The 24942-nt window shown below is 42.4% G+C and carries 22 protein-coding genes; 19 read left to right on the forward strand and 3 right to left on the reverse strand.

Annotated features, from left to right (window positions below):
• Positions 1 to 46 precede the first annotated feature (46 nt).
• The 3 genes from V1500_RS02625 to V1500_RS02635 all read left to right on the forward strand — a co-directional run bounded on the left by V1500_RS02625 (position 47) and on the right by V1500_RS02635 (position 3501).
• Entirely contained in the window at positions 47 to 1441 is a 1395-nt protein-coding gene (locus V1500_RS02625; protein ID WP_409304084.1) for a methyl-accepting chemotaxis protein, read from the forward strand.
• A gap of 96 nt (positions 1442 to 1537) precedes the next feature.
• On the forward strand, positions 1538 to 1741 hold the full coding sequence (locus tag V1500_RS02630; RefSeq protein WP_409304085.1) for a hypothetical protein: 204 nt from the start codon (positions 1538 to 1540) through the stop codon (positions 1739 to 1741).
• 713 nt (positions 1742 to 2454) lie between these two features.
• The gene (locus V1500_RS02635; protein WP_409304086.1) at positions 2455 to 3501 is read left to right on the forward strand and encodes an ATP-binding protein; all 1047 of its coding nucleotides are present in this window, start codon (positions 2455 to 2457) and stop codon (positions 3499 to 3501) included.
• Between the two features lie 91 nt (positions 3502 to 3592).
• On the opposite strand, the gene V1500_RS02640 is transcribed toward V1500_RS02635, so the two are convergent.
• The 3 genes from V1500_RS02640 to V1500_RS02650 form a co-directional block, all read right to left on the reverse strand.
• Positions 3593 to 4417: an STAS domain-containing protein gene (locus V1500_RS02640; protein ID WP_409304087.1), complete on the reverse strand. Its 825-nt coding sequence runs from the start codon at positions 4415 to 4417 to the stop codon at positions 3593 to 3595.
• A gap of 386 nt (positions 4418 to 4803) precedes the next feature.
• A complete protein-coding gene (locus V1500_RS02645) occupies positions 4804 to 5403 on the reverse strand; it encodes a GNAT family N-acetyltransferase (protein WP_409304088.1) in 600 nt (199 codons plus the stop codon).
• 327 nt (positions 5404 to 5730) lie between these two features.
• A complete protein-coding gene (locus V1500_RS02650) occupies positions 5731 to 6759 on the reverse strand; it encodes a zinc-binding alcohol dehydrogenase family protein (RefSeq protein ID WP_409304089.1) in 1029 nt (342 codons plus the stop codon).
• Between the two features lie 1070 nt (positions 6760 to 7829).
• Here V1500_RS02650 and V1500_RS02655 point away from each other — a divergent pair.
• The 16 genes from V1500_RS02655 (at position 7830) to V1500_RS02730 (ending at position 24675) form a co-directional block, all read left to right on the forward strand.
• Positions 7830 to 8636 (forward strand): sugar phosphate isomerase/epimerase family protein, encoded by an 807-nt coding sequence (locus V1500_RS02655; protein WP_409304090.1) that lies wholly within the window; start codon positions 7830 to 7832, stop codon positions 8634 to 8636.
• Between the two features lie 25 nt (positions 8637 to 8661).
• On the forward strand, positions 8662 to 9666 hold the full coding sequence (locus V1500_RS02660; protein WP_409304091.1) for a Gfo/Idh/MocA family protein: 1005 nt from the start codon (positions 8662 to 8664) through the stop codon (positions 9664 to 9666).
• Between the two features lie 197 nt (positions 9667 to 9863).
• On the forward strand, positions 9864 to 10841 hold the full coding sequence (locus V1500_RS02665; RefSeq protein WP_409304092.1) for an ABC transporter substrate-binding protein: 978 nt from the start codon (positions 9864 to 9866) through the stop codon (positions 10839 to 10841).
• 85 nt (positions 10842 to 10926) lie between these two features.
• Entirely contained in the window at positions 10927 to 12435 is a 1509-nt protein-coding gene (locus V1500_RS02670; protein ID WP_409304093.1) for a sugar ABC transporter ATP-binding protein, read from the forward strand.
• A gap of 2 nt (positions 12436 to 12437) precedes the next feature.
• Entirely contained in the window at positions 12438 to 13484 is a 1047-nt protein-coding gene (locus tag V1500_RS02675; RefSeq protein ID WP_409304094.1) for an ABC transporter permease, read from the forward strand.
• 507 nt (positions 13485 to 13991) lie between these two features.
• Positions 13992 to 14396 (forward strand): phosphate-starvation-inducible PsiE family protein, encoded by a 405-nt coding sequence (locus V1500_RS02680; protein WP_409304095.1) that lies wholly within the window; start codon positions 13992 to 13994, stop codon positions 14394 to 14396.
• A gap of 89 nt (positions 14397 to 14485) precedes the next feature.
• Complete coding sequence (locus V1500_RS02685) at positions 14486 to 14704, forward strand: hypothetical protein (RefSeq protein ID WP_409304096.1); 219 nt, start codon at positions 14486 to 14488, stop codon at positions 14702 to 14704.
• 194 nt (positions 14705 to 14898) lie between these two features.
• On the forward strand, positions 14899 to 15186 hold the full coding sequence (locus tag V1500_RS02690; RefSeq protein ID WP_409304097.1) for a putative quinol monooxygenase: 288 nt from the start codon (positions 14899 to 14901) through the stop codon (positions 15184 to 15186).
• 314 nt (positions 15187 to 15500) lie between these two features.
• Positions 15501 to 16499 (forward strand): LacI family DNA-binding transcriptional regulator, encoded by a 999-nt coding sequence (locus V1500_RS02695; protein ID WP_409304098.1) that lies wholly within the window; start codon positions 15501 to 15503, stop codon positions 16497 to 16499.
• A 210-nt stretch (positions 16500 to 16709) separates the two neighbouring features.
• Entirely contained in the window at positions 16710 to 17531 is an 822-nt protein-coding gene (locus V1500_RS02700; protein WP_409304099.1) for a sugar phosphate isomerase/epimerase family protein, read from the forward strand.
• Positions 17532 to 17556: 25 nt separating this feature from the next.
• Positions 17557 to 18744, forward strand: coding sequence for a substrate-binding domain-containing protein (locus V1500_RS02705; RefSeq protein ID WP_409304100.1), 1188 nt, complete (start codon positions 17557 to 17559; stop codon positions 18742 to 18744).
• 28 nt (positions 18745 to 18772) lie between these two features.
• Complete coding sequence (locus V1500_RS02710; protein ID WP_409304101.1) at positions 18773 to 19966, forward strand: Gfo/Idh/MocA family protein; 1194 nt, start codon at positions 18773 to 18775, stop codon at positions 19964 to 19966.
• A gap of 57 nt (positions 19967 to 20023) precedes the next feature.
• Positions 20024 to 21523 carry a sugar ABC transporter ATP-binding protein gene (locus tag V1500_RS02715; protein ID WP_409304102.1) on the forward strand — a complete coding sequence of 500 codons (1500 nt, stop codon included), beginning with the start codon at positions 20024 to 20026 and terminating at the stop codon, positions 21521 to 21523.
• Complete coding sequence (locus tag V1500_RS02720) at positions 21504 to 22499, forward strand: ABC transporter permease (RefSeq protein ID WP_409304103.1); 996 nt, start codon at positions 21504 to 21506, stop codon at positions 22497 to 22499. The genes V1500_RS02715 and V1500_RS02720 overlap by 20 nt, the downstream gene beginning before the upstream one ends.
• A gap of 35 nt (positions 22500 to 22534) precedes the next feature.
• Complete coding sequence (locus V1500_RS02725) at positions 22535 to 23701, forward strand: Gfo/Idh/MocA family protein (protein WP_409304104.1); 1167 nt, start codon at positions 22535 to 22537, stop codon at positions 23699 to 23701.
• A 2-nt stretch (positions 23702 to 23703) separates the two neighbouring features.
• Positions 23704 to 24675: a sugar phosphate isomerase/epimerase family protein gene (locus V1500_RS02730; RefSeq protein ID WP_409304105.1), complete on the forward strand. Its 972-nt coding sequence runs from the start codon at positions 23704 to 23706 to the stop codon at positions 24673 to 24675.
• The last annotated feature ends 267 nt before the right edge of the window (positions 24676 to 24942 follow it).

Consider the following 24942-nt stretch of genomic DNA (forward strand, 5'->3'; position numbering starts at 1 on the left):
CGATAACAAATATACAACTGTGTATATCACAAGGAGGATTGAAACATTGAAAATCACTATTGGAAAAAAGTTGTTCTTAGGATTTTTCTCGGTATTACTGATTCTGGCCGCAACTGTAGGTGTCAGCTACTATCAAATTAACTCCATCACTAGCGATTTTAATGGACTGATAGATGATAAGGCGAAGAAATTAATATTAATACAGAAATTGAATGCCACGTTGAAATCTGAGCAGGTTGCACTTAGGGGCTATTTAATCAGTGAAGACCCAGGCGCTCTTGGCGCTTTCACAAAATCTCATGAAGATTTTTTAAGTTCAAGCAAAGAACTGGATAAGATCATCATTACTTCAGAAGGACAGAAGATGCTGCAAAGTGTAATCGATACGGAAAAACAATTTTATGATGTGGGTAATCAGCAAGTACAGCTCAAAAAGGAAAACAAAACGGCTGAATATATACAATTATCCAATGAACAGGGCCGCGAAGTAATCGCCAAGCTGGATCAGGATATAGAAGAATTTCAAATCTTTCAAGAAGGGCTGTTAAATAAAGAAAGCAGTCAAATTGCATCGAACGCAGATTTAGTAAAGATTTGGGTGTTGATTTTAGGAATTGCTGCAATCATAGCTGGTACGGTCATCGCCGCGATCATTGGAAGGATGATTTCCAAACCGGTTGTGAAATTGGCAGATATGGCTGAGAAGATAGCGGAAGGCGACTTAACGATCGAACATGTTGATATAAAGAACAAAGATGAAATTGGCAACCTGGCAACCTCATTTAATCTTATGGCTAATAATCTACGGGATTTAATTGGGCAAGTCCGTATGAATGCTGAGCAGGTGGGTGCTTCTTCAGATGAATTATCAGCTAGTGCTGAAGAAACTAGTGCAGCATCCGTTCAAATCGGAGAAACCATGAAACGGGTTGCCGAGGGTGTAAACCATCAAGTGAGGAGTGTAGATGAAACCTCAGTTACAATTAATGAAATGGCCACTGGTGTACAGCAGATCGCTGACAATTCCTTAGCTGTATCAAATAGCGCGCTAAATGCTGCTGATAAAGCCACTGAAGGTGAGCGAACTATTGACCAGGCCATAGTACAAATGAATTCCATTAATGAAACGTTTAAAGTACTATCCAGCAAAATGCATGGCTTGGGAGAGCGTTCAGAAGAAATCGGAAATATTATTGCCGTAATAACAGGAATATCCGAACAAACCAACCTGTTGGCATTGAATGCTTCCATAGAAGCTGCGAGAGCGGGTGAACATGGCCGAGGTTTTGCAGTTGTGGCGGAAGAGGTAAGGAAACTAGCGGAACAGTCGGCTTTCTCGGCGGAGCAAATTTCAAAGTTAATTTCTGCTATGCAGAATGAAACCCGGGAATCTATTACATCTATGAATAGTGCAACAAATGAAGTGGTATCCGGTATTTAGGTAGTAAATACTGCAGGGAAATCTTTTGCCGCCATTAAAGGGGCAATCAATGTTGTAACTCACCAAATACAAGAAGTATCGGCAGCAGTGCAGGAAATGGCCGGAAGCTCAGAACAGATGGCACAATCTATACGGTCGATTGCCCAGGTTGCGGAATCTACGGCAGCGGGAACACAGGAAGTAGCCGCAGCCGGCCAGCAGCAAGCTTCCTCCATGCAGCAAGTCACAGAATCGGCTAATGATTTATCAAGAATGGCGGATCAACTTCAGAAGCATATTAATAGATTTAAAATTTCATAATTAAATGGGCTAATCTTTTTGATTGATGCCATGACGTATGGGGGAATGGAAGACCTTATTCAAGTCAGTCATTGAATGGTGTTTGCCTGAGATTGTTTTGAGCAGCCTTAATGCATAAATTTTTAAAAATATGCCCTTCAAAAACCTTTGCACTGTAACACTTAGACCGTCTGGAATCTTCGGGCGGTCTTTTTATGATTCCCGCGTGTGCTCCATGAAACATTTTCTCAATCCGATTTTAGCCATAAGTTGCAAGACCGACATTTCTGTAATCCATGAAGTGATTCACCTAAAATTATAGTTTTATGCTCCAAATGTCTATGAAAAGAAACCAAGGATAGTATCCTTGGCAACATACAAATAAATTGTCCAGTAACTCATTTGTCGCTGATGTGTGAATATTTCAACACGAAATATTCACTTTATACTTTTTGCATTATATCTCATTGGGTTATGGTTACTTTTTTGTTTTTCTTGGGTTGAGTATTTTGGGCCATATTATTCCTTATTCCTGGTGATACATCACGATACGCAAGCCGGACAAGTTATACAACGGCATACGACCCCCAAAGATGCTTTCCAGCTATCCCATAAATTTTTCCTATTAGAATTGCTTGGTGAGTGGATGTTATCACTCTGAAAAAATTGTCTGTAGAATTTGTGCATTTTTCTGATATTATTTTATATATAACATGCAGAATGGGTGATTTTGTTTGATTTTGAAAATTCACTCCCAGGATATCGACTTTCATAAATTGATTGAGTACTCCCTTAATTCTATATTGATTGTGGGAAAAGAGGGGGACATTGTTTATTCCAATAAAGCTAGTCTCGAATTACTAAAATTACAGTCCCGCGAGGAAATATTATATAAAAATCTTTACACCTTCCTGCCTGAAAGCAACAAGGATGCCTATAAAATGCGGTTAAAGAGTGTTATTGAAAAACATGAAAATTCGGACCTGATGGAAGGAAAGATGATCAGGGGTGATGGCAAGACCATCGATGTTGAATTAAAGATGGCCCCCATTCAGTTGGGAGAGGAGGTCTATGCCCAAGTCATCTTACAGGATATCACGAACCGTAAGATCGCCGTGAATCTTTTGAATGCCAGGGAAAAATTATCTTCTCTTGGACTTATAGCAGCGGGTATTGCCCATGAGATTAAGAATCCTCTCACATCTGTAAAAGGGTTCCTTCAGTTATTGAAAGAATCGCAATCACATCATTATTTAGATACGATGGAATCCGAACTGGAAAAAGCATTGGCCACCTTAGAAAATTTACTTCAGGTTTCCAAGCCTGATATTATGGACGAACCGTGTGTGGCCGTTGATTTAAGTGAAGAATTAACAACGTTATTGTATTTATTCCAGGAAAAACTGTATAACGTCAAAACGGAGCTGGATCTAAGGGATTCGGGAAAAACAGTGATGGGAAAGAGAAATCTTTTATTAAAGGCTTTCTTTAACGTAATAAAGAACGCCATTGAATCTATTCCCCATAAGGGCAGTATCAGAATAGAACATTATTATAAAAACGGGAGGATCCATATAAAAGTGAGTGATACAGGGCAAGGCGTGCCTGCAGATAAAGTAAAGTTGCTCGGAACTCCGTTTTTTTCCACCAAGCACCAGGGCACTGGCCTGGGACTGACCCAGGTGTATACAGCCATACATGAACATGGAGGGAATGTCTCTGTTGAAAGTGTTGTCGGAGAAGGGACTACCTTCCATATTGAACTTCCTGCAAATACATAAATATATCCCAGCAACATCAATGCTACAGTGCAGACTTATAAAACCTATAATGAAGCCCCTTCTTGAAAGGGGCTTTAAAATATCTATATAACTATGAAAATGAAAGATAATCTTCCAGTGCCTGCTGCAGCGTCGCCTTTGTTTCGGCCTTCTTTCCAAACGAAAATCCGAGCCTTGTGATCTTGCTCACAATTTCAGGGCGAAGTCCGGTAATGACAGGATGACAGCCCATCATATTGGAGCCATCAATGATCTTGATCAGATGGTCGATGACTGCTGTTTCCATCTCCGCGATGCCGGACAAATCCATAATCAGGGTCTGGATGCAAAGCCTGCCGATTTCCGTCAGTACTTTTTCTTCGATGGTGTGTGACCTGTATATATCGATATCTCCGATTAAGGGAAGCACACAAATTTTTGGCGACACAGGAATAATGGGTACAGACAGGTTCTCGACAAGCTTTTTCTGCGATTCGATTAATTGGTCTTTGTAGGCAGAGTAATTTAGAAAAAATCCGTTCAAAAACTGGTCAATCCGATCGTTGACTTTCCGTTCCAATTCAAAAAAATCACTGGTATCCAAAGGATGGCGCTTTTCTTCATCGAACTTCTGAAGATATTGCCACATGGTCCGGCGGATGGCCTGGACCCACTCCAGCTTAAAGGATAACGTAAGGCTATGGGCCGCCCATGAAACGCCTTCTAGTTTAGAAAACTTATCGAGTTCTTCTTCTTTTTCGCCAAGTACAAAGGCGACCAATTGATGTGCATTATTCAACAGGTCTATATTCCCTACTGCCAGAATGTGGTCAATCTTATCCCGCACATTTTTTGCTTCGCTTAACAGTTGTTCTTCAAATTCATCCTTCCGTTCCCTAAAAAGCTCCATAAATTCTTCCTCAAGATTTAGAGCCATTGCTTTCACTCCATTTTTGGTTTTTTAGCAAACTGAGAAAAACAATCCATTCCACTTTTATACAAGGCTCTGTCGAATTACCTTGTTGTTCTCTGCTGACTAAACATCACAAAAAAACAGGTACTTGCAAAAAGGCTGTTCTAATTTTTATTTTCGGTAAGCTATTTGTTATTTCCTGCTTTGTCAATAAGGGACGAAAGTCATATTGTTTTGGACGATGCTTGGCGTAGCAGATGGAGTATAACAAAGAACAAAAAGGTTTAAATGTAAAATTATTGCGGATGGAATGACTTGACTTACTTTTACCCATTCAGGCAGAAGGATGGACTAATGCATATTATTCATTTGGTTTGTAACTGTCCTATATATTTATTAGGGGTGATTACTCAGCTGATTAATGAAATAGTGGGATAGCTTTCAATAAGCTGCTTAATGTGAAGCTTTATTTCCGGCCATTCGCTGTCTAGTATGCTGTAATAAATGGAATCCCTGATGTATCCGTCTGGAAGTATCATATGGTTTCGCAAGATCCCCTCTTTCACAGCACCAATTCTTTCGATAGCCCTCTGAGAGCGCAGGTTGCGGCTGTCCGTTTTTAGTTGAACGCGAATCGCCCCCAAAGTTTCGAAACAATGCTTAAGGAGCAAATATTTACACTCAGTGTTAACAGCGGTTCTCCACATGGCAGGGGTAAGCCAGGTAGAGCCTATCTCAAGACCTCTGTTCTGGATTGAAATATCATATAAGCGCGTGCTTCCGACGATTTTCTGCGATTCCTGCTCAACGATGACATAGGGCAAGGCATTCTTTTGTTCCAGTGCTTTATGTATATATTCCTTAGCGTCTGAAATAGTTTCGATTTTCCCCTGGGTAAAGGTCCATATGTCCGGGTATTCTCCAGCTTCATACAACCCTTCACTATGCTCTAACCCAAGCGGGATTAGCTTGACTCTATTTCCAGTTATGGCAACTGAAGTCCATTCCAATTACACCAACTACCCTTCATTAGCTATTAATTACATATTATTACAATATCATAGTGGCTTTGCTACTACTATAGTGCTGGGAGCTGAGGGTTCATATATTGAACTGCCGGAAACAAGGGATAAGAAGGGGGGAATGATGGAATTAGCGTCCGACGCAGATTAGACAATACAGAATGGTATTGGAGAATATGGAGGAAAAGTCAATGTTTGAAAAGACAAGCTGGAAGCCACCGGCAGCTATAGCCGCCGGCGAATATGTTAAATCAGCCATATAATATTACTGATTTAACAATGAGAAAATTCATATTCCAGTTTAATGCACAAATATTAAACAAACCCTTCTAAGACGATCTTGCCGATTGTCCTATTGCTTTCCAGTAGTTTATGCGCTTCCCGTAGATTAGCTGCTGAAATCGGGCCAATTACTTTAGTTAGCGTTGTTTTCAATTTTTGGTTATCCACTTCGTCGGCAATCCGATTAAGCAGCTGGTGCTGTTCGATCATATCATCCGTTTCATAAAGTGAGCGCGTAAACATAAACTCCCATACGAAGGTTGCACTTTTGGGCTTGAGCAATGTGAGGTCAAGCGGCGAGACCGGATCATCAATTGCGCACACTATGCCTTGGGGAGCTATAGCTTCGCTGATGCCGTGCCAATGTTTTTCCAATGCATTGAGGCAGAAAATGAATGGCACATTTGGGAAACCGATCGTTTGAAGCTGTGGTAAAAGCGGCTCGTGGTGATTGATCGTATAATCGGCACCCATAGATTGAATCCAATCGACAGTTTCCGGCCGGGAAGCTGTCCCGATTACAGTAAGACCCGCTTGTTTTGCGAGCTGGATGGCAATAGACCCTACACCACCGGCTGCCCCGATAATCAATAGGGCCTTTCCTCCGTTGTCCGCAGCATCTTGAGAGATTGACATTCTGGTGAAAAGTGATTCCCACGCTGTGATAGAGGTTAGTGGAAGAGCTGCCGCTTCGGCGAAGCTTAAAGAAGCAGGCTTTCGCCCAACAATTCGTTCATCTACAAGATGGTATTCACTGTTTCCTCCTTGTCTTGCAATGCTGCCAGCATAAAAGACTTCATCCCCAGGCTGGAACAAAGAACAGTCTGGCCCGACTTCTTCCACGATTCCCGCTATATCCCATCCCAACACTTTAGGAGTTTCTTCGACTTTATCTTTAGGTGCCCGGACCTTCGTATCAACCGGGTTGACCGAGATCGCGGAAACTTTGACCAATATGTCGCGTCCCGTCACTGTGGGCTTCTCGATGACTACATCTTCCAAACTTCGCGGATCTTCGATTGGAAGATACCTAGTTAGTCCTACCGCCTTCATTGTATCCATGGTTTAGCCACATCCTTTCCTTACAAGTATATCCTTAGTTAGTGTTGATCTATAATATATTGCTTACCCGAGATGAGAAAGTAGATACATGAAGTGCAAACGATTAAAAGAAGGACGCCAGAGGGGTTTACTTTACACCATCCGATTAAAGTCAATCGACATTTAACCCAGTCACAGAGTCCTGGGTTGCTGTGGAAAAGATAAAAGGGATGGAAAGGGTAGAGCAATGATGGATAGAGAATGAGAGTAACGAGGTGTTCCAGAATTGCGGTCCAGGGAATACAATCACCGGCAGCTTAATAGCAATAATGCAATAAACTTTCGATTTGTCTTGCCGCCATTTCCGGTTCATCGTAGCATTCAGTGCGTCCGTCTTTCATGTATGTAATGATAAATACCGCTTTTTCTCCCGATATTTTAGGAATAGCGTAATGAAAAAGGGACGCTGCTGTGTGAAAAAAAATGTGTTATATCACTTTCTGCATAGTATATCAATTCTTCCAGCATTCTCTTAATTTCCACGCTGGTATCCCCCCTTCTGATATCTTACATGTATTGTATCAAAAAAAACGCTGAACACTTCCAAAATTAACCATTAATTTTCGAGCTTTAAATTACCGTGTTACTCCATACTTTTCAACTATTCGACGCTTTCTCACGAGTTAACACATGGATGCCCGAGCCAGAAACAATACAGGATTTTCATAGGTCAGATTCCCAAGCAATGTTGACACAATGCCTGGGTTCGTTCATGGCCGTAAGCTGAAAAGATGAACTCCCTTTTGTTTAAGCTTGGTAATCCATTATAAAAAAATCTTGAGTAGGAAGAATCGAGTTCTAAAGTTATAAGTGTAATTAGATCGTAGCCATTTTAAATAAGGCATTCTTATAATTTGGTCAAAAATGGAATAGGTTTCACGCGGTGCAGACGTTCATTTTATAAAGAGGAAAATTTCAGAAACAATTGACTGAATAGTCTATTTATTTTAATATAAGGTAACGGACTACATACCATAATTTTACAAAATACTTATGCTGCTTATGTCTTATAACGTTGAAGGAGGGCTGCCATGTTAGAACAGCTTGCAATTAATTCCAATACATACCATGGGTACTCATTGGAGGAGGCGGTGAAAGGAGCAAGCGAGGCTGGTTTCACTCAGATCGAGTTAGCTGCTGTGAAGGAACACACCGCACACGTTTTGCCAGACATGTCTCCCGGAGAACTGCAGGATGTGAAACAATTGCTTTTGGATTACGGAATGAAATGCGTGGGAATAGGCGCGCATAGCAATGTGATGCGTAAGGACGGAGTCGAAAATCTATTAAAAAGCATTGATTTGGCTGTAGAATTCAATTGCAAGTATATTGTAACAGCTACAGGCGATGCTCACGGTGATACCGATGTGATTGAAGATGAAAGGGTATTGGCGGCGAACTTACAACCCATTATTGAGAAGTGTGAGACGCTTAATAAGCTGCTCGTTCTCGAAACTCACGGAAATAACTACCCCACAGGATCTTCTTTAAAAAAACTCTCCAAGATGCTTCATAAACGAGTCAAAATCAATTACGATACAGCCAATGTCATCTTTTATGGCAATGTTTTACCATATGGAGACCTGGAAGCCTCTGTTGATTATGTGGAATTCATCCACTTAAAGGATAAGCTTGGTGTTAATAATGAGTGGAATTTTCCAGCAATAGGCGACGGCAATCTGGACTTTGGCAGAATCTTTGCAACGCTCAAGAAGGGAAATTACAAAGGCCCGATCAGTATTGAGGTCGAATTTACCCCGGCAGGGCCGGCAAATCTTGAGGAAGTAAATGATAGCGTACAAAGGTCTTTCAACTATCTTTCAAGAATAATAGGTTAGAGGAGGAGGCTCTGAAGACAAAACTATGAAGAACGTTGGGCTTGTTGGTCTAGGTTTTATCGGGAAAACTCATTTAGCAGCCTATAATCATATTGAAAATGCCAGGGTCAAGGTCATCTGTACGAAGAATAAAGTAACTGACGAGCAAACAACGGGCCAATGCCAAGCGTCCTTTGTAACTGAATATGATGATTTATTGCGGGATCAAGAAATAGACATCATTGATATCTGCCTGCCTACTCATTTACATGAACAATATATTATTAAAGCTGCGAACGCGGGTAAACATATCATCTGTGAGAAACCATTGACCTTGACGCTCGATTCTGCCAGCAGAATCATGGCAGCAGTCAAACGAAATAATGTTCATTTATTTGTTGCCCATGTGCTTAGGTTTTGGCCGGAATATAAGACGATTAAATCATATAGCCAAAGTGACAAATTAAAAAACATTGAAATCGTTCATGCGAAGCGGCTGGGCCAGGTTCCGGCATGGAGCAGCTGGTTTCAATACCCGGAAAAAAGCGGCGGGGCATTATATGATTTGCATCTTCATGATATCGATTTCGTGTATTACTTACTCGGTGAAGTGAATTCCGTCTATGCTGTGGGAAACAAGAATCGGTACGGGGCCTGGGACCATGTCATGACGACCCTTTCATTCAAGAATGGGGGCAAGGCCTTTGTGGAAGCATCACAGCGGATGCCGGCTGGTTTTCCGTTTACGATGTCTTTTCGCGCACAAACCAGCCGGAGTACACTGGATTTTCATGTAGCTGCTGGTGAAAACATTGAAAATATCAATGAGAGTAATAAATATTTCGTATACTGCTCCTATCAGGACAAGGCTCACATTGAAACAGACGACAGTGACCCGTTTCAAAATGAACTATCATACTTTGTGAATTGTGTAGAGAATAATCAAGATAACGATGTCATTCCATTGATGGATGTTCTATATACACTAAAGGTATTGCAGGCCATCGAAGTTTCACTGAAAACAGGGGACAAAGTTCGAGTTATGCGGTGATGGAACTTCAATATACAAGAGCAGGTATGCCCTATTGAAGCATGTGGCCAGTAATACTCAACAATAGTAGATACATAGAATGGCTGCAGCGATGTAGCATACATTGCATAAGTAATATAAAAAAATGAAAGCGTTTAATTTGTTCCAGGGGTTCCATATTACGATAGATTATTAAATTTATGCGGGGGGTTAGGTTGATGAAAAAGGCTATTTCTTTAGTTTTATTGATGCTATTGATAGTCGTGCCGGTTCTTACCGGATGTGGTGACTCGAAAACATCCAGTGATAATTCCTCAGGTGATGAAAAAGGCAGCAAGAAGCACAAAATCGGGATTCTTGCGCCGGCTGTTACACACGGCTGGGTTGCAGCCGTTGCATACAATGCAGAAGTTCGTGCCAAGGAATTGTCCGATGAGGTGGAGTACAAGATACAGACTAGTAATAATGCGGAAGAAATGACTGCCCAATTGGACGATTTAAAGACGTGGGGCGCAGAAGCGATTGTAGCTTTCCCGCAATGGGAGGGAATGGAGGTTCCGATCCAGCAGGCAAAGGATGAAGGTATTAAAATCGTAAACTTCGATATCAAAATTGATGTGGACGGGGTCTATCGGGTTGCCGGAGACAACAAGGATATGGGTATACAGGGAGCAAAATATATCGTAGACAAAATTGGAAAAGAAGGAACGGTCGTCATGCTGGAAGTTCCATCTTCAGGGTCCGTATCAGAGCTGAGAAAAGAAGGATTCGTAGACACAATGAAGGAAATTGCGCCTGATATGAAGATTAAATCCTATGCCACACAGTTTACGAGAGAAGATGGCTTGAAGGATTTCTCTGACATTCTGACGAAGAACCCAAAGATTGAAGCCGTTTACTCCATGGACGATGAAACATCGATCGGCGTATTGCAAGCCATCAAAGAAGCTGGAAGAACCGATATTAAGGTGGTGACTGGCGGAGGCGGCATGCAGGAGTACTTTAAAATGATGCCGGAAAACAAAGATATTTGGATAGAATCTGCCCTTTATAGCCCGGCTATGGTGAAAGATGCTGTAGATGTGGCGCTGAAACTTTTAAATGGTGAGGATGTTGAGGAAGAGACCATCATTCCAACTACGATCGTAGACAGAGAGAATTATAAGGAATTCCTTGACGAAAAAACACCATATTAATAGTTCGGTATTCTATAAAACAGTGAAGGAGAGGTTATGGCACAAGCTATAGCCTCTCTTTTAGCAAAGGTCTGGATGTGATGCCATGATAGTGGAAATGAAAAATATTAAGAAGTCTTTTGGGAGCAACAGTGTGCTTAAAGATGTATCGATACAGATAAAAGGCGGAGAAATCTGCGCTTTACTGGGGGAGAATGGTGCCGGCAAATCCACATTGATGAACATCCTTGGAGGTGTCCTTCAAATGGATGAAGGGACGATTTCCCTGGATGGAAAACAGGTCGAGTTCGGCAATCCCGCAGAGTCTCAGGAAGCGGGTATTGCTTTTATCCATCAGGAATTGAATCTCATCAATGATTTGCCGATTTTTGAAAACATGTTCCTTGGCAGAGAGTTGAAAACTAAAAGAGGAACACTTGATTTGGAAGCCATGATTCACAAGACGGAGGATTTATTCAAACAAATGAATGTACATTTAAATCCCAAAACGATGGTGCGGGACCTGGATGCCTCCTATAAACAAATTGTGGAAATTTGCCGGGCAATGATGATGAATGCTTCCATCATTATTATGGATGAGCCGACTACCTCCCTGACTGATCAGGAAATTGAACGCGTATTTACAATGATGAGAACGCTGAAGGCTAACAATGTGGGGATTATTTTCATCTCGCACAAGCTGAATGAGGTCATGCAAATCTGCGAAAGATTCATTGTGCTTCGGGATGGCAAGCTTGTGGAGGAAGGGAATGTCAGTGAAGTAACAACTGACGACCTTGCCCGTTTCATGGTGGGTTATGATGTGAGAACCGAACCGCTCTTACGGGAGAAAAAGCTGGGTGATGAGGTACTGAGAGTTGAAGGGCTTACCTCTAATGGCGTTTTCAGAAACATCGGCTTCTCGATAAGGGCAGGCGAAATTCTTGGTGTTACCGGCCTTCTTGGCGATGGGCGGAGCGAGCTGTTCCAATCTATTTTTGGAGCCGGAATCATTTCAGCAGGCAGGATTTTTTTAAATGGCAATGAAGCAGACATCAGCAGTACGACGCAGGCCATTAAGCAGGGTATTGCCTATGTTCCAAGAAACAGAAAAGAAAATGCAATCATCAAGGATATGAATATATTTGAAAACGCCTCGATTGTGACCTGGCCCAGGTTTCGCAAAAGAGGTGTCATTCACAGACAAAAGCATGAAGAAGTTTTTACTAAACATCGCACTGCGCTGAGAATAAAAATGGGAAAGCTTACAGACAGCATCAATAGTCTATCCGGGGGGAACCAGCAAAAGGTTGTCCTGGCCAAATGGCTGGCAGCGGACCCAAAACTGCTTATTTTAGACAATCCCACCCAAGGTGTAGATGTCGGGGCGAAAGAGGATATCTATGATATCATCTTACAGCTTGCTGAACAGAATATTGCAGTCATCGTGCTTTCCAGTGAAGGCCAGGAAATTATCCGCGTATGCGACCGGGCGCTTGTCATGTATCATGGAGCCATTCAGGGAGAACTGGCTGGAAAGGCAATGAACGAGCAAAATATCATGCATCTTGCAACGGGTGGAAAGCTGAATCAAGCAGGGGGAGGTGGAATTTAATAATGCAAATTGAACATGTGAAAAACAATCAAAGCGTATTTGGATGGTTAAGAACAAAATGGGTGCAAGATCCTCTGTTCAGCACCGGAATTGCATTCTTGATCATGGTGATATCCCAGACATTGGTCTTAGGATTCGACTATGATTCTTTTGGCAGCTGGTTTGATTCCTGGGTTAATAACTGGATTAACCTGTTGCGTAACAATGCCGGGGTTGGGATTATTGCGCTGGGTATGACTCTTGTCATCATGACAGGCGGGATTGATTTATCGGTGGGGTCCACATTGGTCGCCACAGGAGCTGTTGGCATGCTGCTTCTCGATACGAGCGCAAAAGGGATTTTAGGCTTGCTGGGTTTGTCCGGAGTGCCAGCCTTCATTGTTACCATCCTGCTGGTGATCCTTTTGGGATATTTGCTGGGCCTATTGATCGGAGTGACTATTACAAAGGGGAATGTACCGCCATTTATTGCAACACTGGGTGCCATGATGATTTTTAGGAGTGTCACCCAGCATTTTATGCAAGGACACAACCCGACCGTTCCAATGGAATTCTTGAAGATATCCAGTTTTAATATTGGCGGGTACATGATTATGCCCATTGTTTACTGGGCTATCATCATTTATATTTTGTACTATATGTCCAAACGCACCGTCTTTGGAAGACAAATCATTGCCGTGGGATCCAACGAAAGATCGGCAAGGCTGTCTGGTGTCAATGTGGAAAAAGTGAAGGTCCGCGTGTATGCGCTGATGGGGGTTCTTGTATCCATTGCCGCTATTCTTCAAGTTTCGCGTATTGGGTCCATGGATTTTGCCAATGCCGGCAGGGGAATCGAAATGGATGCCATCGCTGCTGCTGTAGTAGGCGGGACCAGCATGAGCGGGGGAAGAGGGTTCATCATGGGGACCGTGTTTGGTATGCTCATTATCGCTGTTATGAACAATCTATTGAACTTATTCGGTGTACCGCCTTTCCTAAGGGAAGCATTCAAGGGATTTATTGTGATCTGTGCAGTGCTTTTGCAAAGAAAAGAAAAGCTCTCTTAGAATAATCTAAGATACTATATTACTTTATTCAGTCATGCCTTCCATACCCGGGAGGCTTTTTTGTACTGCGGCAGCAATTTATTTTATCGGGACCATTTAAAGCTTCAATGAAGCTGTCTGGAAATACTGAAAGCTGCTACAAGAACGTTTCTCTAATTTTCTCAGGGCTTTTGGACCTTAATCGCCCCATGACGAACTACCTGTACACAACTCTCTCAGCGGTTTTGGGCCTTCATCAAGTAGGCTTTTTAGGAAGGAAAGTCTGTGTTAACAAGATATATTGATTTTGTAAATAAAGTTTGATGACTTTAACCTTGGGAATAGGAAATCGAAAGTTTATCATTTTAAAACAATTCTGGTCCTATTCTGATTTTTATAAATCATAACCGGAGGATGGGCCTTGGACCTTTATCGAAGCACAATGGATATTAATGAGGGATTTGTTGTTGAAATGTCACAAATAAGAAGAATTTTACTATGGTAGAATAATTATAAAGGAGGATAAAAATGAATATCAGGATTATAAATGGATTTCAATATATCCTTAATGGTTCACTTATGTTATTGGGGCTTTTATTGACGATAGCAATGGTCCGTGAATTATGGGTGATAGCATTTGAGATAATAGGACCAGGCCTTGAAGTTCATAATATGCTACAGGAAGTGCTTGTGTTCTTTCTTTATTTTGCATTCCTGTCTACAATCGTCAAGTATTTTAGAGAGGGGTACCATTTCCCGATAAGATATCTCTTATATATCGGGATTACCGCGACATTACGTTTTATTATAGTTAACCGTACAGATCCAATCGAAAACTTGATCTTATCCCTTGTCATTTTAGTATTGATGATTGCTTATTATTTAGAAATATCATCTGGAAGGGCTCCAGAAAAAAGAGAAAAAAATAAATAATACATATAAGTTACACCTACAAACCTTCCATAAGAACATGAAATTTTTATGTAGGAGCAAAGACCAAAAGCTTGGACACCCAGGCTTTTTTGTTATGCACAATCCGAAAGAAAAGCTCTGCCATATACGATGTCGATACTACCCAGCTTACTCCGGTTATTGCAACAAGTGCAAATGCAATGGACAAAGACATCAAAAGTGCCTTGGAATTGGGATTTATCGCGTATATAACTAAACCTTTTCATGTAGAGGAATTCCTATCAACTATAATGGCGGAGATTTTGCAAAATCGTACTGCAGTACATTGAAAGTGCATGAATGAAACTTTTAGATTCGGAAATATTCTCTAAAAATCATCTTTGAGAAATATTAGTCAATAATACAACTCAGCCTAACTTAAAAAGGATAGAGGCCGCGCATCAAAAAGATAGGATATTTTCCAGTGTGGTGATACATTAAATATAGGTTCTTTATTCCACAAATATTGAAAGGGATGATTGTATTGGTTATCATTCATGCTTATTTGAAGGTAAAGCAGGATCAACAGGCAAAGTTCTTGGAAGCTGCAAAGAACGTCATCGAACACTCTCAAGCAGAAGAGGGCAATAATAGCTACAACTTGTATGAAGACACACAACAGGAAAATGCTTTTGTATTTGTTGAAGAGTGGAGGGACCGGGCAGCCATTGACGAACACGAGCAAACGCAGCATTTTAAGGATTTTATCCGGGTACTTCCAGAACTGCTAGCTGAGGAAATCTCTGTAAAAAAATACGAGGTTTCCAGATAATTCAATTTTGTGCAAGGCTAGAAGAGGGAATGTTTTCGGTCCTCTTCTTTTTTTATGAGCTGCTTGTAATGTAAATGGAACAAGAAATTACAAAAGATATTTTCATCATGCAGGCTAATTACATTAATGGTTTTATCTAATCATAAGTGCAAAATAATAAAATAAGCTTAGAATATCTTGATTTATATGGTAATTGGGCAGTTTTATTCTATTTCACTAAAACAATTAAAAAAATAATAGAAAGAATCTTGCTTTTCAAAATGTAATCGATTACAATAGGTTCAAAGATAATAATCTTGAAGGGAATTATAAGAATGGTAAGGATAATTGATGTTGCAAAAAAGGCAAATGTCTCTACTGCCACTGTGTCGCGGGTGTTAACAAACTCAGGTACAGTTAAGAAAGAAACAACAGATAAAGTCCTGGAGGCAATTGAATCATTAAATTATCAGCCTAATCTTCTGGCCAGGCAGCTTCGCCGGCTGGAAACAAAGACCATCCTTGTGGTAGTTCCCGATATAACGAATACCTTCTTTTCAAAGGTACTCCGCGGAGTAGAGGAAGTGGCCAATCAAAATGGCTATCAAGTCCTTCTTGGCGACGCGAATAACAGTATTGAACATGAAAGCGGATATTTGAATATCCTAAGGCAGAAAAAAGCTGATGGAATGATTCTGTTAACCGCAAATGTCGATGCCCAGATTGTGGAGGAACTGGCGAGCCAGTACCCGGTCGTTCTTGCGTGCGAATATACGGAAGGGTCAAACATTCCTACAGTCTCGATTGATAACATCAGCAGTGCAAGAAAAGCAACAGAACACTTAATCAATCTCGGCCATAAGAGAATCGGCCATATTTCCGGACCGTTCAATAGCGTCCTGGGACGCGACAGGCTGAAAGGGTTCCAGCAAGCAATGGCGCAGCACTGTCTGCCTGTGGAGTCATTTTTGGTGCAGGAAGGAGATTTCTCTTTCGAGAGCGGCTTTAATCTAATGCTGAAGCTTCTCGCTCTGGACCGTACTCCGACTGCCATATTTGCAGCAAATGATGAAATGGCGATCGGTGCTATTAAGGCTGTTAAGTCGAAAGGATTGAAAGTTCCTGACGATGTTTCTGTCGTTGGGTTCGATGATATCAAGTTTGCCTCGATTTATGAACCGGCACTCACAACCATAGGCCAGCCGTCATTTGATATTGGGAAGAAAGCAATGGAATTACTGATAAGATTAATAAACCACGATGAATTAGATAAAGATCAATATATTTTAGAAGATAGGCTGATTATTAGGGATTCATGCAAGGAAAGTTTGTAATCAAGCATTTTTTTTAAAAATAAAATGTAAAGGATTACATTTCTGAATTATTCCATTAATTACAAGTTAAAAAGATTATGTACCAATCACAAATTTTTTTAACGGAAATTGTAATCGATTACATTACTCTTTCAGGAGGTGATGGGTTTCCAGATTAACAGCCTGCTTGAAAAATAAATTTACAATATTGTTAATAATGGAGGGAACAACATGAAATTAGGATATCAAACTAATACATGGGGAGGAGTAGTCGGACACCCTGCTGGAGTTACTTCGGTGAAAGACCTCTATTACCTTGCCAATGGATCTACAGAAGAAGCTTTGAGAGATATTAGTGCTGCCGGATATACAGGTTTTGAACTGTTTGATGGCAACTTAATGGAATATAAAGATAATAAAGACGCGTTTAAAGCATTGCTGGAACAAACTTCGCTTGAGTTTATCGGAGTATATACAGGCGGAAATTTCATCTTCACTGACATTTTAGAAGAAGAACTTATCAAAATTGAAAGTGTGGCTGCCCTTGCATCAGAATTAGGCGCTAAACATCTTGTTGTAGGCGGAGGAGCGGTCCGTGCGAATGGCATTTTGGACAGCGATTACACTGACTTGGGAAATGCTTTAAATAGAGTAGTAGAAATAGCGGAAAAGTATAAACTGATCCCGAGCTATCATCCACATCTGGGAACGAATGTCCAATCTCCGGAACAATTGGACAAATTAATGCCTTTAACCACAATTAATCTATGCCCTGACACTGCGCATATCGAAGCAGGCGGCGGAGATCCAGTTGAAGTAATCAAGAAATATGTAGACCGCATTAAATATGTGCACTTAAAGGATTATGAAGGCGGAGAATTTGTTCCTCTGGGACACGGACATCAAAAATTTGACGAGATGATTACAGTCTTGAATGAAGCAGACTATGATGGATGGATCACTGTGGAGCTTGACAGCTACCATGATCCGAAAAAAGGCGCAGAAATCAGCCGTGAGTTTCTATCAAAATTCGAAACTAGCAGACAAGCCTAGTTTTGAAGGATAAGAGGGGTTGATTATGAAAAAGCTGTTATCGATGTTTACTCTGGCCATTCTTCTTGCAGGTTCAGTGCTGGCTGGCTGCAGTAAAGACAGTTCCAATGGGACAAACAGCCATGAAGCAAAGGTCCAGACGGATATAGCTGGACAATCCAGCACTACTGGTGACATTACAATAAACCCGGAGATACCAGGTAACCAGCAAATATTAAGTAAAGGTCCAAATGGCGAACAGGCGGTTTCCGCCAAAACCCTTAAGCTGACTCAAAAAGAAATTGCAAAAATTAAGGCTGGAAAATACAAAGCTGCAATTGTCATGCATTATGCAGGAAATGATTGGTCAACAGCACAGATTAATGGATTGAAGGCAACCTTTGACCGAATGGGAATTAAAGTCGTTGCTGTTACCGATGCCCAATTCAAGGTAGAAAAACAGGTATCGGATCTGGAAACAGTATTGGCGAAACGCCCTGATTTGATTGTAAGTATTCCAGTCGACCCGGTTTCCACTGCAGATGCCTACAAAAAAGCTGCAAAGGCAGGCATTAAATTGGTATTCATGGATAATCCGCCCGCTGGTTTAAAGGCCGGAAAGGATTATGTAAGCGTTGTCTCCGCAGATAATTATGGCAATGGAGTCGCAGCAGCGGATATCATGGCTAAAAAGCTTGGGAACAAAGGGAAGGTCGGCGTAATTTACCATGCAGCAGATTTCTTTGTAACCAAACAACGTACAGAAGCGTTTGAAAAAACTATTAAAGAAAAATATCCAAATATTAAAATTGTCGCCCGCGGCGGAATTACGGATCCCAATAAGACAGAAATCGTTGCCTCCGGGATGCTGACAAGAAACCCGGATTTAGATGGAATCTTCTCGGTATGGGATGTTCCGGCAGAAGGAGTATTGTCGGCTGCACGGGTATTTGCACGTGATGACCTTGTCATCACAACGATTGACCTGGGGACGAATGTTGCTCTGGAAATAGCCTTAGGCGGAAATGTAAAAGGCCTCGGAGCACAATTGCCATACGATCAGGGTGTAACAGAAGCAATGCTCGCAGGATATTCATTGCTTGGAAAGAAAGCGCCAGGCTATGTTGCAGTTCCATCCTTAAGTGTCACAAAGGATAATGTCCTGAAATCATGGAAAATGGTATACCGCATGGATGCTCCTGGAGTCATTCAGGATGCAGCGAAAAAACACTAAAATACAACAATTTGAGGAGGAAATAAATATGAAAAAGCTTAATGTAGGTATGATTGGCGGAGGATTTATGGGGAAAGCGCACGCGCTGGCTTATGCCGGAATGCCAATGTTCTTTTGGCCGGCTCCAGCTATACCGCACCGCCATACTGTAGTGGATGTAACGGAGGAATTAGCAAAGGACGCAGCAGCCAAATTAGGCTTCGATAACTATTCCACTGACTGGAGAGCAGTGGTCAACGACCCTGAAATTGACATTATAGACATTGTTACACCTAACAACACACATGCTGAAATTGCCATTGCGGCAGCAAAAGCAGGCAAGCATATTATTTCCGAAAAACCATTGGCTTTAGGAGCTGAAGAAGCAAAGACCATGCTTGAGGCGGTAAAGGCTGCAGGCGTAAAACACGCAGTTGCCTTCAACTACAGGAGAACACCGGCCGTTGCTCTTGCCAAGAAATATATCGAAGAAGGAAAAATCGGTGAAATACTTAATTTCCGCGGTACTTATCTGCAGGATTGGTCCGCTGATCCTAATTCACCTCTATCATGGCGTTTCCAAAAGAAAATTGCCGGTTCAGGTGCGTTGGGTGACATCGGAACACACGTGGTAGATTTCGCCCGTTACCTTGTCGGTGAAATTTCTGACGTGAATGCCATGACAAAGACATGGATTCCAGAGCGTCCGCTGCAAACTGGCGGTGTGGACAAGCTTGGTACTGTTAAAAACAGCAATGCTGATGTGCCAAAGGGAAAAGTCGATGTAGATGATGAGTTTGTGACAATGCTGAAATTTGAAAACGGCGCCATCGGCAGCATTGAAGCTACACGCAACGCATGGGGACGCAATAACTTCCTTACATTCGAAATTCACGGAACCAAAGGTTCTCTATACTTTAACTATGAGCGCCGGGATGAACTGCAGGTATGCTTCTCTGATGATCCAAGTGATGCTAAGGGCTTCAGGACAGTATATACTGGGCCGGCTACACCTTATGGAGAAGGGCTATGGCCAATTCCTGCACTCGGAATCGGCTATGGCGAAACGAAGATCATTGAAACGTACGACTTCTTTAAGTCCATTGTCGAAGGCACAGAAGCATCTCCAAACTTTAATGATGGATACCGTATTGAACTGATTGCGGACGCGGTGCTTAAATCCGCTGAAGGCGGCCAATGGGTAAATGTTAATGAAATGGAAAAAGTATTGCAATTGTCATAAATTTTATAAAGGCTGCTCTTTTGGGAGTGGCCTTTTCTAAAAAAGAAGGTGAATTAGTTGGAACAGCCGATTCTTTCTATGAGAAATATCTCAAAAGCCTTTAACGGAATCACTGTGTTGGACTCAGTCGATTTTACAGTAAAGAAGGGTGAAGTTCACGCCTTGATGGGTGGGAATGGTGCAGGAAAATCTACATTAATGAAAACGCTGACAGGTGTGTATGAAGCGGATTCCGGAGAAATTTATATCGAGGGCAAACAAGTATCCATCAAAAATATGCAGGATGCCAGGGATAACTATATATCGATGATTTTCCAGGAGTTCAGTCTGATTCCTAGACTGACAGTTGCGGAAAATATTTTCTTGACGAGGGAATCCAGGAATTCCTTGGGATTATTGAATGATAAAGAATGTATTGAGAAAACCAAGGTGTTATTAGACGAATTGGAAGTGGATATTCATCCAAACGATGTTGTCCAGGATCTTGGAGTCGGCTACTGGCAAATGACGGAAATTGCCAAAGCCCTATCCCAGGAAGCGAAGATTTTAATTATGGATGAACCAACATCATCCCTGACCAAGAAGGAAACGGAGGTTCTCTTCGCTTTTATAGACAAGCTTAAGCGCAAGGGGATTTCGATTATATATATTTCGCATCGGATGGATGAAATATTTAAAGTCTGTGACCGGATTACGATTTTACGGGACGGAAAAAATAAAGTCACGGAAAATTGCTCGGACATCAGTATGGAAACCGTCATCCAGCATATTGTTGGAGCGGAAATGGACAAGGCTTTTGAATGGAAGGAACGTACCTATCCAGCCGGTTCTACTCCTGTCCTTCATGTAAACAACCTCTCGGCCGGTTCCGCTGTAAACGGCGTAAGCTTCAAGGTGTACCCGGGTGAAATACTTGGTGTCGCAGGATTAATGGGAAGCGGGAGATCAGAAACGGCACGCGCCATATTTGGTATTGACGCAATAGATACTGGTGAAATCGAAATTAATGGCAAGAAAAAGACGATCAAGAATCCAGTGGACGCAGTAAATTCGGGGATTGCGCTCATTCCTGAGGACCGGAGGATGCAAGGGCTGGTGCTTGAGCATAGTGTGAAGGACAACATGGCCCTGCCTATACTATCCAAGCTCAAGAAGGGCTTTTTCGTAGATGATCATAAAGCCAATGATATGGCAAACAAGCTTGTGAAAAAGCTGAATATTAAAACGGATAATATTTTCAAGACAGCGGGTCTGTTATCCGGAGGAAACCAGCAGAAAATCGTTTTGGCCAAGTGGCTTGCCAATGATCCGGATATATTGATTCTGGATGAGCCTACCATTGGGGTGGATATAGGCGCAAAGACAGAAATCCTGGAGATCATCCGCGAACTGGCCGACAGCGGAAAAGCGGTCATAGTGATTTCATCTGAACTTCCTGAACTTCTGGCAGTCAGCGACAGAGTGATTGTCATGCATGAAGGAAAAGTGGTGAAGGAGCTAAATAGGAAGGAGATCAATACGGAGGAGGAGCTTCAACATGCAATCCAAGGATATTAAGGTAAGCGGTGCAGCTGCTGCACCAAATTTAAAATATGGAAAGCAGCAATTTGACTGGCGCAACTACATTGTATACTTCGCTTTCATCGGGGTCCTCATCTTTTTCTCCATCGTGCTGAACGGAGAGGGATTCTTAACTTCTACAAATATGCTGAACATTGCCAGACAATCAGCAATGATTACGATCATGGCAGTCGCGATGACATTCGTCATCAGTACAGGAGAGATTGATTTATCAGTCGGTTCCATTACAGCTTTATCTGCGTTAACAGCAGCCCTGGCATTACAGGCAGGCTATGGTTTAATCGGAGGACTTGTTGTAGGCCTTGGAACAGGATTATTGGTAGGACTCATTAATGGTTTGTTAATCACGAAGGCTGCGATTCCTTCCTTCCTCGTAACGCTGGGTATGATGGGAATCGTAAAGGGTGCGGCGATGTGGATTACAAATACAGCGCCGGTGCCAATTGTCCATGATACTTTCAATTTTGTATTCGGATCCGGGGATCTTGGCCCGATTCCAATTCTATTAATCTGGACATTGATCATTGCCGCGGTTGGGCATGTGCTTCTGCGCAAGACCGCTTTTGGCAGACAGACCCTGGCTACAGGCGGAAATGAAAGTGCTGCTAAGTTCTCAGGGATCAAAACGGGAAAAATCAAGCTGCTTGTATTTATAGGAACAGGTTTAATGGCTGGTTTTGCAGGTATTTTATATGCCGGGCGGATGCACGCAGGACGCTTCACTTTCGGTGAAGGTGATGAGCTTTCTGTTATTGCCGCGGTAATCCTGGGCGGAACGGCATTGTCAGGCGGAGTCGGAACAGTCATTGGTACCGTTGTTGGTTCACTAATGATGGGTGTCATTAACAATGGTTTGATCATTATGGGACTTGATGTCAGCCAGCAGCAGATCGTCAGAGGCTTGATCATTATTCTAGCGGTAGCATTCGGAAGAAAAACGCTGAAAAAATAATATAGCTATATCTGCCGATGGGAGGAATAAGTCATATGGATAAAATTAAGGTTGGTATCGTAGGAACAGGCTTTATCGGGCCTACCCATATCGAAGCAGTCAGAAGGCTCGGTTTTGTAGAAGTTGTTGGACTGGCGGGCAGCAGCCGGGAGTCGGCTGAACAAAATGCCAAGGAGCTTGGCATTCCCAAGGCGTACGGCGATTACCGGGACATGCTGGAAGACAGTGAAATTCAGGTCATTCATAACTGCACGCCGAATCATCTTCATTTCAAGATTAATAGGGAGGCCATCCTTGCGGGGAAGCATGTCCTGTCAGAGAAACCATTGGCGGTTACGACCGAGGAGTCTGCAGAGCTGCTTACTTTAGCCAAAAAACACAAGGTAGTCCATGGGGTGAACTTTAATTACCGTCAGTTCCCGATGATCCGCAACCTGGAGTCCATGGTTCGTGACGGACATTTCGGTCAAATAAACCTCATACACGGCAGCTACCTGCAGGATTGGCTGCTTTATGAAACTGACTACAACTGGAGGCTTGACCCAGAGGCCGGTGGAGATACCCGCGCTCTTGCAGATATTGGTTCCCACTGGTGCGACACCGTACAATTCGTAACAGGAAAACGAATTGTGGAAGTGCTTGGCGATCTGGCTACAGTCATACCGGTAAGGAAGAAATCAAAAACGAATGTATCCACGTATGCTTCAGGTGCAGCTGTTGACGACTATGAAGATGTAGAAATTAAGACGGAAGACTATGCTTCGGTCCTGCTTAGATTCGACGACGGGTCGAGGGGCGTATTTACGGTTTCCCAGGTAAGTGCAGGCCGCAAGAACCGATTAAGCTTTGAACTTGATGGAAGCAAGAGTTCCGCGTTTTGGAACCAGGAGGAACCTGAGAAGCTTTGGGTTGGGCATCGAGACAAAGCTAACGAACTCATGCTTGCAGATCCCGCGCTATTCACTAAGGAGGCGAGGACGGCTATCCATCATCCGGGTGGGCATAATGAAGGCTGGCCGGATGCATTGAAAAATATGATGATAAACTTCTATACCTTCATCAGGGATGGCAAGGACCCGCTGATTGATAGACCAAACTTTGCAACATTTGAAGACGGGCATAAATCCATGTGCATTATGGATGCCATTCTAAAGAGCCATCAACAGCAAAGATGGATAAAGGTAGAAAATGAGGAGGAGTGAATATGAAGCTAGGTGTGTTTACGGTTCTCTATCAGAACCTTCCTTTCGAAGAAATGCTGGATAAACTGGCATCCATGGGGGTTGAAGCGGTTGAACTCGGCACAGGGAACTATCCGGGAAACAATCATTGCAATCCAGACGAATTGTTAAGCAGCCCGGAAAAAGTGAAAGCATTCCAGCATGCTTTGGAGAGCAGGGGATTAACGATAAGCGGGCTAAGCTGCCATGGAAATCCTCTCCACCCAAACAAAAAGTTTGCCCAGGATTCCCACGAAACCTGGCGTAAGACGGTGCTTCTCGCCGAGCGACTTGAGGTTCCTGTGGTCAATGGATTCTCCGGCTGTCCGGGAGACCATCAGAACGCAAAATTCCCCAATTGGGTGACATGCTCATGGCCGCCGGAATATGCCGAAGTGCTAGATTGGCAGTGGAATGAATCTGTCATTCCATATTGGAAGGAAGAGGCTAGTTTTGCTGCGTCGCATGGAATCAATCAGATTGCCTTTGAGATGCATCCTGGCTTCGTAGTTTATAATCCTGAAACTCTTTTAAAACTGAGAGAGCATGCTGGAGAAAATATTGGGGCAAACTTTGACCCAAGCCATCTGGTATGGCAGGGCATCGATCCGGTTGAGGCCATTAAAAAGCTGGGACGCGAAAATGCAATCTTCCATTTCCATGCAAAGGATACTTACCTGGACAAGGCTAATATACAAATTAATGGGGTGCTTGATACTAAGCATTACAGCAAGGTGCTGGACCGCTCCTGGACATTCCGTTCTGTCGGATATGGCCATGACGAGAAGACATGGAAGGATATCGTAAGTGCATTGCGTGCCGTAGGGTATGATTATGTGCTTTCCATAGAGCATGAAGACATGCTTGCTTCTATCGATGAGGGACTGAGCAAGGCTATATCCTTATTGCAAGGAATTCTATTTAAAGAAAAAGTATCGGAAATGTGGTGGGCATAAGGCCGCGAAACAAGAATCCTATCAAATGGTAGGGTTCTTTTTTTATCAGATAGGAAGTATAACTTTTTTACTTAGACTGATGTCTGGCTCCAGCGCCGAGCCACTCGAGGTCATAAGCGGCCCCCTATCCTGAAGGCGCGGTTTTCTGCGAGGTACGCCTTATGTATGTCAGGGCTGATCAGGACGCTCCCGCCCCGAAAAAATAATAGAATTAATTTTCAAAAAGTTATTGCGTTTGTTTTTGTAATCGTTTACACTTTCAACTAG

Source organism: Peribacillus sedimenti (genome assembly GCF_046237635.1).
Classification (GTDB): domain Bacteria; phylum Bacillota; class Bacilli; order Bacillales; family DSM-1321; genus Peribacillus; species Peribacillus sedimenti.